Origin of the sequence: Curtobacterium sp. NPDC086286 (assembly GCF_044746255.1) — a bacterium.
In the GTDB taxonomy this organism is placed as follows: domain Bacteria; phylum Actinomycetota; class Actinomycetes; order Actinomycetales; family Microbacteriaceae; genus Curtobacterium.
In genome coordinates this window covers 179,658-191,501 of record NZ_JBIVBW010000004.1, presented here as the reverse complement: position 1 = coordinate 191,501, position 11,844 = coordinate 179,658, and the positions used below count along the sequence as shown (strand labels likewise).

The window sequence follows — 11,844 nt, the reverse complement described above, 5'->3', positions numbered from 1 at the left end:
CAACGAGGAGTACTAGCCCTCGGTGTCCGGTGCCGGCTCGATCGGCACCAGCTGACGACTCAGGACGGTCGCGCGCTCGAACGGGCCGCGGCCGTCCTTCGTGTAGACGGGTTCCTCGAACGCGATCGTCCAGGTGCGCTGGGTCCCGCCGAGCTGGCTGCCGCCCGGTGCGACGATGACGCCGATCGGCTCGTCGGCCCACTCCTCGCCGCCCTGGTCGGTGTCGACGACCTGCACGAGGGCACCGATGCCGAGGCCCGGTCGGTCGTCGGGGCGGGGGCTGGGGGAGCGGCGTCCGAACACGCGCCCACCGTACCGCGCGCGGGTCAGTTCCAGATGGAGATCCAGTCGACGGACACGGTGCCCGTCGCGTCCGTCGGGACGGCGCCGTGATCGGTCCACGTCTCGCCCTGCAGGGTCACGCGCATCGGCTTCGTCGGCACGGCCTCGGTGGTGGAGGAGACGAGCTCCCCGTCCCAGTAGAAGCGGACGATGCCCGTGTCCCACTCGGTGGTGGCGACGTGGTACTCGGTGGTGTCGGTCTTCGCGTGGACCTGCACCGAGCGGTCGTACTTGACGTGACGGTTCGCGTACGTTCCCGGGATCGCGGACGCGGGTCGCGGCGATGCCCCGAGCGTGAGTGACTCCGGCCAGTCGATCTCGCCGTCGTTCCAGTCGTCGGAGGACGGCCACAGCATGCCGACGAACTTGTACCCGTCGGTGACCGTGGTCTTGTAGCGGATGCTGACGCGTGCCGTCGTGTGCGGTGCGTACCCGTCCGGCATGACGGCGGCGACGAGCGGTCGGCCGCCCTCGGAGTGGAAGTCGAAGTCGAGGTTGCCGTCGGCGACGGACAGCACCTTCGCAGGGGCGTACGTGCCGAGTCCGCTGGTGTCCTGGAATCCGTCGTAGAGGCCCATGCCGGGGTAGACGGACGCCACCGTGCCGAGTGCGGCGGGCTTCGTGAAGTCCTCGGCGTACGACTGCCGCCACGTGCGTCCGTTCGACGTGACGTCGCCGACCGGGAGCGTCGTCGGCACGGCGGTCGGCGTCGCGGTCGGAGTCGGGGTCGCGGTGGGTGTGGGCGTCGGCGTCTGCGTCGGCGTCGGTGTGACCAGCGGAGTCGCTGTGGCGGTGGTCGGTGCGGCTGTCGACCCCGGTGCCGTGGAGGACGGGACACACGCAGCCAGCGCGCCGGCCACGAGGAGCCCGGTGACGATCGCGCCTGCGGTGCGTGTGCGAGTGGTCACGGTACGGTCCCTGCTGGAGTCGGTGGAGCTCCTGGCGATCGTAGTCAAGGAGTGCCCGGCGGCCTGCTGTTACCGACACCCCAGTCCGGGGGTGACGGTGACGTTCGCTCCGGTCGCACGACATGCCGTGCGCCCGTCGCTGAGGTCGCACGAGGTGCCGCTGCTGCCGGCGCCGGGCGGCAGTTCGTGCGATCCCGGCGGCCCGCGGACGGGCGGCGGCACGGGGACGGGCGGCGCGCCTACGCCCCCACGGCGGCCCGCGCGATCTCGGTGATCGACGAGTGCCCGGTGTCCGGGTGCTTGCGCATCGACAGGAGCCGCTCCATCGAGGGCTCCAGCGCCGTGACCTTGTCGAGCGGCGCACTCACGACGAGCTGGAACCCGAGCCGCAGCCACGCCGTCACCGCACGCCCCGCGAACTCCGAGTCCGCCTTGATGAAGGCCTCGTCGAGGAAGACCGGCGCGAACCGCGGCCGCGGCCGGGTCTCGTCGCCGAGCTGGTACCGGAGCGCGGCACCGACGATGAACGCCACGAGCTCCTGCGTCTCACCGCCGGACTTGTCGCCGAGGGACGAGTACACGCCGAGGTCGTTGCCCTCGGTGTCGTACCGCACGGCCGTGATCTCCATGTGCCGCCGGACGTCGAGCACGGCGTCGCGCTGCGTGGTCCGGCCGCCACGGGGAACGGACGGGTCGGGGCGGATGACGGCCATGAAGCGTCGGAGCCGGCGGAACCGGGTCTCGAGCACGTCGTCGGTCAGCTCGGTGTCGACCGACGCCGACAGTGCCCGCAGCTCCCGACGGAAGGCCGTGACCTCTTCGCGCGTGACCCGGCGGATCTGGATCTTCAGCCGGTCGCGGTTCGCACCGAAGGGCAGCTCGCGGAGGATCTCGTTGACCGGTTCGAGCCGCTCCTCGATCTCGACGACGGCCCGGTCGAAGGCGCCGGCGAGCGGGACGAGGTCCTCGCCGCTCCACTGCGACAGGCGTCGGCGCCACTCGCTCCGGCGGGAGTGCAGGCCCGTCGCGACGATCTGGTCGAGGATGGCGCGGTAGTCGGGGTAGGACGCGACGCCGGTCCCGAGGTTCGGGTCCGGCCATGCGTCCTGGTAGCGCTGGAAGGTCAGCGTCAACGCGGTCGAGGCCGAGGCGGCGCCGTCGAGCGCCTGCGCGAGGCGTTCCTCGAGCCGGCGCTTCAGGCGGCGGGTGGCGTCGTCGAAGCCGTCGACGCCGTCCGGCGCTCCGATCTCCTCGAACGTCTCGGACAGCAGCTGCGCCTGTCGGTCGTCCGGCAGGGCGTCAGGGGTGTCCTCGAAGCGCGACAGGATCTCGGCCGCGGCGTCCTGACCGTCCACGAGCACGGCGTGCCGCTCCTCGAGCCGGGCGACCGACTGGCGGGCAGCGGCGCGACGGTCCGACGCCTCGTCGAGGGACGCCCGGAGCCGACCCACGGCCGAACGCAGCGTGCGGAGGCCGTCGTCGGCGGCGAGGAGTGCCTGGCGTTCCTGGTCGAGGCGGGCGAGCGAGTCCTCGAGCCCGACGACGTCGATCGCCTCCCACGTGACGTCGACGATGTGCTGGTGCGCGGCGCGGAGGACGTCGAGCGCCGTGATGTCCTGCGCGACGTCGGTACGCCGGGCCTCGAGCGTGGCGAGGTCCTCGGCGATCGCGGCCAGCTCCTGCTCCACCGAGGCGACCCGCGCCTCGTTCGTGAAGCCGATGACGTTCGCCTGACGCCGGTCGCCGTGGGCACCGCGTCGACCGTCGCGGAGCTGTCCGGACTCGGTGACGCGCCGGCCGCCGCCGCCGAGGTCCGCGGCGGACCCGACGCACCGGGCGTCGGTGCGGTCGGACTCGATGCGCTCGCGCACCCAGGTGCTGAACGGCGACTGCTTGATCGCGAGCTTGCCGGACACCATGGACGGGTCGCCGTCGACGTCGATGTGCGGCCCCGTCGGGACGCCCTCGAACTGCACGCGCACCGGCAGGCGGAGCGCGTCGATCGCCTCGCTGAAGTCGGCGAGGCGGTCCTGGTCGACCAGGAGCGTGCGGGCGACGGGCGCCAGGACGGACTCGATCGCCGTGCGCCAGCGCTCCTCGCCGGGCAGCACGTCGAGCAGTTCGGCGACGAAGGGCAGCTCGGACGGGTCGATGCCGGCGGCACGGGCCATCGCCAGTCGGGCCTCGTGCATCGGCAGCGGCATGGCGCCCTGTCGGTGCTCGAGCGACTGACGCTCCTGGCGGAGGGACCGCTCGCGGTCGAGGAGCGGGTACTCCTCGCGGGTGAGGGCGTCACGGCGCTCGTCGAGCTCCGCGCGCGACGCGGGGTAGGTGCCGAGGAACTCGTGCGACGCCCGCTGCGCGGCGGTGAAGGACTGCTCGGTGGACACGGGCGACCCGAGCACGGCCGTCCGCTCGTCGAACGTCGCCCGGGTGCGGACGACGGCGTCGCGCTCCCGCGTCCGACGGTCGATGCGGTCCTCGAGCTGCGCCAGCGCGTTCCCGCCCTGGTCGCGGAGCCGGGCCTCGGCATCGCGCAGCTCGATCTCGACCGCGGCGTGCCGGGCCTCCGCCGCGGCGACCTCGGCGCGGGCAGCCGTGCGTTCGCGTCCGTTGCGGTCCACCTCGGCGTCCAGGAGTGCGCGCTTGCGCGATGCGGTCCAGTGCGCGAACGGGGACACCTCGGCGCCGGTCGCGATCCCGTCGAGCGCCTCGGCCGCGGCCCTCGAGCGCGCGATCTCGGCGTGCAGTTCGGTGATGGGGGAGAGGATGCGGACCTTGCGCTCCTCGGTGTCCATCGCCTCGTACGCCTCGTCGAGGGCGGAGAAGTGCGCGAGGGCGCGGTCGGCGGCCTCGTACGTGCCCGGCGTCTCGAGCACGAGCGACTTGTACAGGGCGTCGACGGTCGGCAGGTGCTGCCCGGCCTGGATGCGCGCGAGGAGCCGCATCGCCCGGTTGCCACCGCCGGAGTCGCCGATCCCGAGGCGGGTCTGCAGCGTGTACGCGAGCTCCTGGTAGGTGTCGCGGATGACGAGCCCCGGCACGCGCCCGGTGAGCTCGAGGTGGTGGAACCGCGTCGGCACGAACTCCTCGAGCCGGCGCAGGTCGAACGTGTCGTCCACCGTCGCCATGGTCATCTGGATGTCGCCGACGCCCCGCGCACGCTTCGGCACGATGTACGCGCGCAGCACCGTGAAGCGCCGCTCGTCGTCGTTCCGGAACGTCACCGCGACGGCACCCCACGTGGTCTGGTCGTCGCCGCGCAGGTTCACGTCGCGCAGGGCGCCGGACTCGGGGTCGCGACGGGTGTCCACCTTGCCGCGCAGGTACGTCAGCAGGTTCCGCTGGTCGGCACTGCGCGCGCGCCCGGTGGTCGCGTCGTTCGACGCGCCGTTGAACGGCACGTCCGACGGCATCATCACGGCGAGGTACGCGTCCATCAGCGTCGACTTGCCGGTGCCGGACGCGCCCGAGATGAGCGTCGCGGTGCCGGACAGCTCGACCTGGCGGTGGCCGTGGAAGCCGCCCCAGTTCACGACCTGCATCGACTCGGCGCGCCACTGCGCGACCGTGTCGAACAGGGCCGGGATCTCGAAGGTGTCGGTCACGCTTCCGTCTCGCCTTCGTCGTCGGTGTCGGTCTCGTCGGCCAGGAGGGACGGGTCGTCCCCGTCGGTCGGCTCGCCGTCCGGGGTGGTCGCGTCCCCGGGCGCGGTGGCGGTCCGCGACGCTGTGCTCGCCAACCACGTGTCGAGGTCGCGCAGCCGCTCCAGCGGGAGCAGCACCTCCACCACGCTCGCGACCCGGAACCGGTCCGGGTCGCTCGTCTTCAGGAGGATCCGGGCGGTCACGAGGCGTTCGACCGCCTTCGCCACGCGGCCCTCGTCACGGGTGCGGTCGGTCGCCGTCGCGGGGCGGAACCCGGCGACGTGCCCGAGGATCTCGGAGCGGTCGACGACGACCTGGTCCGGGCCCGGGCGGGTGTCGGCACGGAGGCGCATGCGCAGGTAGACGAGGACGATCGTCTCCTCGCGCGTGTACGGGACGTCGCGCAGCAGGGTGGGGAAGCCGCGGCGCTGGCTCTCGGAGCGGGCCTGACGCTTCCAGGCGACCTCGCGGTCGCGGTCCACGTGCAGTTCGAGGAACAGGTCGTTGAGGCGCGAGCGGAGCTGGTACTCCGCGTCGAGCACGGCGCGCCACTCGTCGGCGTGCGTCCGTGCGCTGACGTAGGAGTTGCGGAGCAGGGCCACGAGGGCACGGCGCTGCCGGTCGTCCAGTCGGCCTTCGTCGCCCTCGAAGAGGGCGAAGCTCGTCTCGTCGCGCTCGTCGTCCTGCGGGACGGGTGCGGGGTCGTCGTAGGGGACCGTCTCGTCGACCGGTGCCGGCGTCGTGTCGCTCACCGCGCCTCCTGTGCGTGTTCGTCGTTCGTCGTGTCTGGCGTCCGGTCGTGACGCTCGTCGGTGAGCGCCGCGGTCGGCATGTGGAAGGTGACCGGGCTGCCGTCGGGACGGACCGTCCGGTGCTCGGCAAGGTGTGTGGCGGACTCGAAGTCCTCGTGACCGGTGAGGAGGTGCGCGAGCCCGAAGAGCTCGACCGGACGACGCTGTTCCGGCGGCAGGCCGTGGAAGGCGTCGACGCTGGAGTCGGCCTCGGCGGAGCGCAGTGCCGCGCGGAGCTCGGTGAGGAGCGGTCCGCCGTGTCGCCGGAGCGTCTCGACGTCGAGTTCCTCGAAGACGTCGTCGTCCGGCTCCTCGATCGCGGGCGGCACGGACTCGGCGTCCGGGTCGTAGAACCGTTCGCGCAGCGTGCCGACCTCGGCCGTCGCCGGCAGGAGGCCGAGGGGCAGCCGGTCGCGCGCCGACCCCTGCTCCATCCAGGTCGCGAGCCCGCGCTCGATCGACCGGATGACGGCGTCGAGTTCACGGTCGCGGGCGACGTCGTGCGCGACGATCTGGTCGCGCAGCGTCGCCGTGAGCTGTCGTCGCTGGGCGAGGACGTCCTCGATGCCCTGGCGGAGGATGACGACCGTGTTGCGGAAGGCCCGGCGCTCGGACGCCCCGAGGGAGTCCGCGAAGGGGTGGGCCAGGATCGTCGCGATGTCGTCTCGGAGCCGCAGCAGCAGGGCGTCGTCGCGGAGCAGCTCGAACGCCCCCTCGAACGCACGGCCCTCGGGGGTGGCCTGCATGAGGTTGTCCGTGCGGGCGAGGTAGTCGTCGAGGATCTCGCCGATCGGACGGACCTCTTGCCGGAAGTCCTCGACGATCGAGCGGTGCATCGTCGCCACCGCTTCCTCCACACGCTTGAAGTCGCTCGGGAGCTGGCGGATCAGGTCGGAGATGTTCGTGTAGCCGTCGCGCATCCGGGCGTCGTCCACGGTGTCCACGTCACCGTGCTCGAGTCGCTCCCGCTCGGCCTGGAGCTCGGCGATCTGCGCGTCGATGCGGCGGATCTGCACGTCGGGGTCGGGCTCGGCGCGGGCGGCCCAGCGGTGCACGGCGTCGACGATCATCGCGAGCCGGCTCTCGCTGATGAGCGCCCGGTCGGAGGACAGGGCGTCGACGAGGGACAGGGCCTCGAGCGCGTGGCTCGTCAGGGAGTACTGCTCGTCGCCGTCGGGGGAGTTCGAGCGGACGAGCCACTGCGCGGCGACCCACTCGCGGCAGAGGGCGCGGCCGTTCGGTCGGGCGTCCTGCTCGGGCTGCTCCGCCTGCTCGCTCGCGGGGGTGCGCGCGCCGGCGGCCTGGAGCCGTGCGACGTGCTCCTCGACCTGCAGGTGCATCCGGTCCGCGGGGACGTACTGCACGTCGCGGTCGAACACCGTGCGGAACACGGCGAGGACGACGGCGCTGGTCGGCCGGGACATCAGCCGGAGGGTCGGACGGTCGAGGACTGCCCGGACCCGGGCGAACTCGAGGTCGACGTCGGTCATGCGCCCCTTCGTCCGATCTGGCTGGTGACTGTCTCAACAGATGCGAAGAGCCCGACGCTGTTGCGCCGGGCTCTTGCGGGTGGGTGGGCGATACCAGACTCGAACTGATGACCTCTTCGGTGTGAACGAAGCGCGCTACCAACTGCGCCAATCGCCCCCTGCACTGTGCGTGCCAGTCGATAGTAGCGGATGCCGGGGCCGGTGCCGAACACAGCGTGCGTCCCGGGTGTGGCGCGGGCGGTGGAACCCGCCCGATCCGCATGAACACGGGGGACACGCCCGGTGAACGAGGAGGATTTTGGTGGATGCCCCCGGGTTCGTATAGAGTTTACGTCGTCGCCGCGACAGCGGGTCAGACAAATGCGGATGTGGCGCAGTGGTAGCGCATCACCTTGCCAAGGTGAGGGTCGCGAGTTCGAATCTCGTCATCCGCTCGAGTGTGGTGTTCTCCGGAACGTCACGACTCACCAGAGGGTATCCCACCGTTCGGGTACTCACGGAGACGTGAACCTCGATGGTGGGGTGGCCGAGAGGCTAGGCAGCGGCCTGCAAAGCCGTCCACGCGGGTTCGAATCCCGTCCCCACCTCCAGTTCCACACTCCTCTGGGCGATTGGCGCAGCGGTAGCGCGCTTCCCTGACACGGAAGAGGTCACTGGTTCGATCCCAGTATCGCCCACCACACAAGAAAGCCCCCGGGAAACCGGGGGCTTTCGTCGTTCCGTCCCTTCGAAGACGCTCACGCCAGGACGCGGTTCCCCCTGCCGATCGCCCGGTCGTGCCCGTCTACGGTTGCCCCATGTCCGACGTCGAACGCCCCGGCCGCTCTCCCTGGTGACGGTCTCGGTGATCTGGGGGCTTGCGGCCGTGTTCAACGCGGCGTTCGTCGCCTTCTTCGCGTTGTACACGGAGGCTCACGACCAGGCGGTCGACCGTTCGGAGTCGACCGGTGCGTTCGACCCGTCGCAGTTGCTGCCGCACGATGCTGCGCTCTGGGTGGTCGCACACGCTGCGCTCGGTCTCCTCGTCCTGCTCGACGGAGTGGGCATCGCGCTCTCCGTGCGATGTCTCCGGGTCCGGGCTGGTCGGTCGGGCCGTGCTCCGGTGCGAGTCGAGCGGTAGGGAGTGGGCCGGATCAGGCGAGACCGATGCAGTGCGCCAGCACGGCCTGCTGCACCGGCAGCAGCGACCGCTTGAAGCCGTGTCCGACGAAGGCCGGGTGTGCCACGGCGTCCGCGCTGACCTCCCGCCCACGCACGAACGGCGGACACGGGGCGAAGCGGACGCCGGCCGGTGCGGTGTCGAGCAGGTCCGCCGTGACCCGGAACGGCTCGAGCGCCTCGGCATGCCGACCGGGCCCGTCGGTGATGACGACGTCAGCAGTCCGGATGGCGGTGGCGAGGTCGTCCGTCCACGTGGCTCCGGGGGTCGCGAGGTCGGCGGGGCAGCACTGCACCAGGTCGAGCTGCAGGACGCGGGCGGCCTCCTGCCACGCCCGGGCGATGTTGCCGTCGGCGCCCACGAAACGGAAGCGCAGCGTGCCGAGGTCGCGCTGCTCCCGCCGCAGGGCGTACAGGTCGGACAGCACCTCGCACGGGTGGTTCTCGTCGGTCATCGCGTTCACGACGGGGAGTGCTCCGGCACCCGCGAGGCCCTCGACGACGGTGAGGTCGTGGTGGCGCACGACGAGGACGTCCGCCCACGAGGCCAGGTAGCCGGCGACGTCCGAGAGCGCCTCGGGCTTGTCGAGCGTGGTGTCCGGGAAGACGATCGGCTGCAGTCCCATCGTCGCGGCCCCGCGCTCGAACGTGACCCGCGTGCGCAGGCTGGTCGCGGGGAAGAACATCACCGCAGAGCCGTCGGTCGTCGGCCCCTGACCGGTGCGGTACGCGTCCGCGAGGGCGAAGACCTCCTCGACCTCGTCTGCCGTCCAGTCGTCGAGCCGGGTCAGGGAGCGCATCGCACCAGCCTAGGGAACGGCACGAGCCCCACGGCGCGAGCCGACCCGGACGACGCGTCGTTCAGGACTCGCCGAGCGCGGACAGCACCTGCTGCCGGACGTCGGGTGCACCATCGGCGTACCGGTCGACGAGGACGGTGCGCATCCCCGCGGACCGGCCCCCGGCGACGTCGTTGACCGGGTCGTCACCGACGAAGAGGCACGCCGACGCGGGCACCCCCAGTGCGTCGGCGAGTGCGTGGAAGGCTCCCTCGTCGGGCTTCTGCACGCCGATGCGCTCCGAGATGCACACCGCGTCGAGGGCGGTGTCGAGTCCGGTCGCGGCCAGCTTCTCGGACTGCTGCGCGGCGGACCCGTTCGTCAGCAGCCCGAGGCGGTAGCCGCGCGTCCGGAGCTCGCGGAGCAGCGGCGCAACGTCCGGGAACGCACGCCAGGCGGCGCGGTAGGCGTCGAGGTACCGCTCGAACACGCTGTCCAGAGCGTCGGGGTCGTGGGGGAGCACGATCCCGAGCGGGGGCAGGACGGTCCGGAGCCGCTCGCGCCGCTGCTCCTGGAAGCCGATCTCGCCGGAACGCCAGCGCTCGAAGTGCTCGTCCTCGGCGACGGACCAGGCGTCGAGCACCGACGGGGTGACGGTGACGCCCAGCCCGGTGAGGAACTGCTCCGCGCCGGTGCGGGCGGCGCCCCGGTGGTCGAAGAGGGTTCCGTCGAGGTCGAACCCGACCGCTCGCGAAGGTGCCACGCGGCCAGGCTACGGCGTGTCCCGGCGACCGTACGATGGCGGGGATGGACATCTCGCTGCGCCCCGGTACCCCCTACGACGTGGAGTGGGTCGCGGAGCTCCGGGCCGAGGTGCTCCGAGCCGATCTCCGCCGACTCGGCCGGTACGACGACGTGCGCGTCCGGGAGCGGCTGCGGCGCGGGTTCCTGCCCGACAGCACGCGGGTCATCGTGGTCGACGGTGCCGACGTCGGCTCCGTCACGGTCCGGGTCGACGGCAGCGACCGGTGGATCGAGCACCTCTACCTCGCGCCGCACCTGCAGGGGCGCGGCATCGGGTCGACGGTGCTGCGGACCGTGCTGGCCGAGCCGCACGCCGGGGACACGCGACTCATCGTGCTGCAGGGGAGTGCGGCACAGCGGCTCTACGAGCGGCACGGGTTCGTCCGTGACCGCGAGGACGACGTCGACGTGGTGATGGTGCGTCCCGGCGACCCGGACCCCGTCACGTCGGCGTACTCGCGTCGCGCCGCCGAGTACATCGAGCACCTGGGGTCGATGACGTCCGTCCACGTGGCCGACGCGGCGCTGGTGACGGCGTGGGCGTCGACCGTCGACGGAGCCCTGCTCGACGCCGGGTGCGGCCCCGGACACTGGACCGCACAGCTCGCCTCGCTCGGTCACGACGCACGGGGTGTGGACCGTGTCCCGGCGTTCGTCGCGCACGCCCGGCAGGCACACCCGGGCGTCCCGTTCGCGGTCGCGGACGTCGACGCACTCCCCGACGAGCCGGAGAGCCTCGGAGGCGTCCTGGCCTGGTACTCGTTGATCCACCACGACCCGGCTGCCCTTCGACGTCCGCTCGAGGAGTTCGCGCGGGTCCTCCGCCCCGGCGGCCGGCTGCTCGTCGGGTTCCCCACCGGACCGGACGTGGAGCCGTTCGACCACGCGGTCACCACCGCCCACCGGTGGTCGGTGGACCGCCTGGCAGCAGCGGTCTCCGCAGCGGGCTTCGACGTCGTCGAGACGGTCACCCGGGACGCCGACGACGCGACCCCGCGGCCGCACGGAGCGATCTCCGCGCGGCGTCACGACCGACCGGTCGCCGTCACCACCCCGGGACCTCGACGCGCACGGAACTGATCCGACCGGCCCGGGTCCGTGCCGTCACGGCGGGGTCGTAGCTGTCGGCGGTCGCGAGGTAGAGCGTGCGCCCGTCCTCGCCGCCGAGCGCACAGTCGATCGCACACCGACCCGGGGCGTCGATGCGGTCCGTCACCGTGCCGCCCTCGACGACCCGCAGGAACTCGCCGGTGTCGACGGAGCAGACCCAGACCGCGCCGTCGCGGTCGACGGTGCTGCCGTCCGGCGTGGTGCCGGCCGGGAGCGCCGCCCACTCGCGTCGTCCGGTCAGGGAACCGTCGGGCTCGATGTCGAACGCCGTCAGACGACCGCCCCACGTCTCGCTGACCACGAGCGTGCGGGTCCCCGGGAGGACGTTCGCACTGTTCGGGAAGACGAGACCGTCCGCGGCGAGGCGGTGGGACCCGTCGGTGTCGATCACCCAGAGCGGGCCGGGGCGGAGCTCCTCACCGCCGTAGAGGTCGTAGCCGAAGGCACCGATGTAGGTGCGGCCGGTCGCGTCGTCGACGACCAGGTCGTTGAGCAGCGAGGACTCGACCCCGGACAGGTCGGCGAACACCTCGGCCGCGCCGTCCCCGCCCACGGCCACGACCGTGCGGGACTCCATCGCGCTGACGATCAACCGGCCGTCCAGCAGCCACCCGAGGCCCGAGGACTGCCCGTCCACCGTGGCCACGAGCCGGGGCTGCGCGCCCGGGCCCGGGCCCAGCGAGAACACCTCGCCCGTGTGCATGTCGGAGTACCAGAGCCGGCCGTCGTGCCACCGGTTGCCCTCGGGGAACCGGATGTCGGTGACGACGTCGGTCGCGGTCGTGGAGTCGAGTGTGATGTGCACCGACCCAGCC

Annotated in this window: 10 protein-coding genes and 4 tRNA genes; 5 read left to right on the top strand and 9 right to left on the bottom strand. The window is 72.2% G+C overall.

The genetic code is table 11. From position 1 onward, the window contains the following. Positions 1–12: 12 nt before the first annotated feature. From ACIPKM_RS09100 to ACIPKM_RS09075, 6 genes are all read right to left on the bottom strand, one after another. Positions 13–303, bottom strand: a complete 291-nt coding sequence (locus ACIPKM_RS09100; protein WP_254791752.1) for a hypothetical protein — start codon at positions 301–303, stop codon at positions 13–15. Between the two features lie 23 nt (positions 304–326). After that, entirely contained in the window at positions 327–1,250 is a 924-nt protein-coding gene (locus tag ACIPKM_RS09095; protein WP_261646685.1) for a glycoside hydrolase family 16 protein, read from the bottom strand. A 239-nt stretch (positions 1,251–1,489) separates the two neighbouring features. Continuing rightward, positions 1,490–4,858 (bottom strand): ATP-binding protein, encoded by a 3,369-nt coding sequence (locus tag ACIPKM_RS09090; RefSeq protein ID WP_402736607.1) that lies wholly within the window; start codon positions 4,856–4,858, stop codon positions 1,490–1,492. Next, the gene (locus ACIPKM_RS09085; RefSeq protein ID WP_229086560.1) at positions 4,855–5,649 is read right to left on the bottom strand and encodes a DUF4194 domain-containing protein; all 795 of its coding nucleotides are present in this window, start codon (positions 5,647–5,649) and stop codon (positions 4,855–4,857) included. Before ACIPKM_RS09085 ends, ACIPKM_RS09090 begins: the two co-directional genes overlap by 4 nt. Next, positions 5,646–7,178: a DUF3375 domain-containing protein gene (locus ACIPKM_RS09080; protein ID WP_402736606.1), complete on the bottom strand. Its 1,533-nt coding sequence runs from the start codon at positions 7,176–7,178 to the stop codon at positions 5,646–5,648. The genes ACIPKM_RS09085 and ACIPKM_RS09080 overlap by 4 nt, the downstream gene beginning before the upstream one ends. Before the next feature lie 84 nt (positions 7,179–7,262). Beyond that, positions 7,263–7,335: transfer RNA gene (locus ACIPKM_RS09075), tRNA-Val, on the bottom strand. A 205-nt stretch (positions 7,336–7,540) separates the two neighbouring features. Here ACIPKM_RS09075 and ACIPKM_RS09070 point away from each other — a divergent pair. The 4 genes from ACIPKM_RS09070 to ACIPKM_RS09055 all read left to right on the top strand — a co-directional run bounded on the left by ACIPKM_RS09070 (position 7,541) and on the right by ACIPKM_RS09055 (position 8,298). Then, positions 7,541–7,612 (top strand) — tRNA-Gly (locus ACIPKM_RS09070). Positions 7,613–7,694: 82 nt separating this feature from the next. Continuing rightward, a tRNA-Cys gene (locus ACIPKM_RS09065) sits at positions 7,695–7,768 on the top strand. 15 nt (positions 7,769–7,783) lie between these two features. After that, a tRNA-Val gene (locus tag ACIPKM_RS09060) sits at positions 7,784–7,858 on the top strand. Positions 7,859–8,010: 152 nt separating this feature from the next. Continuing rightward, positions 8,011–8,298 carry a hypothetical protein gene (locus ACIPKM_RS09055; RefSeq protein ID WP_402736605.1) on the top strand — a complete coding sequence of 96 codons (288 nt, stop codon included), beginning with the start codon at positions 8,011–8,013 and terminating at the stop codon, positions 8,296–8,298. A 13-nt stretch (positions 8,299–8,311) separates the two neighbouring features. Here the strand turns inward: ACIPKM_RS09055 and ACIPKM_RS09050 are convergent, their stop codons facing one another. Further along, positions 8,312–9,136, bottom strand: coding sequence for an ornithine carbamoyltransferase (locus ACIPKM_RS09050; RefSeq protein ID WP_402736604.1), 825 nt, complete (start codon positions 9,134–9,136; stop codon positions 8,312–8,314). A gap of 61 nt (positions 9,137–9,197) precedes the next feature. After that, positions 9,198–9,878: an HAD family hydrolase gene (locus tag ACIPKM_RS09045; RefSeq protein ID WP_402736603.1), complete on the bottom strand. Its 681-nt coding sequence runs from the start codon at positions 9,876–9,878 to the stop codon at positions 9,198–9,200. A 44-nt stretch (positions 9,879–9,922) separates the two neighbouring features. Between ACIPKM_RS09045 and ACIPKM_RS09040 the strand changes: the two genes are divergently transcribed. Continuing rightward, positions 9,923–10,999 (top strand): GNAT family N-acetyltransferase, encoded by a 1,077-nt coding sequence (locus tag ACIPKM_RS09040; RefSeq protein WP_402736602.1) that lies wholly within the window; start codon positions 9,923–9,925, stop codon positions 10,997–10,999. On the opposite strand, the gene ACIPKM_RS09035 is transcribed toward ACIPKM_RS09040, so the two are convergent. Then, positions 10,965–11,834: an SMP-30/gluconolactonase/LRE family protein gene (locus ACIPKM_RS09035; RefSeq protein WP_402736601.1), complete on the bottom strand. Its 870-nt coding sequence runs from the start codon at positions 11,832–11,834 to the stop codon at positions 10,965–10,967. The genes ACIPKM_RS09040 and ACIPKM_RS09035 overlap by 35 nt on opposite strands. Positions 11,835–11,844: the final 10 nt, after the last annotated feature.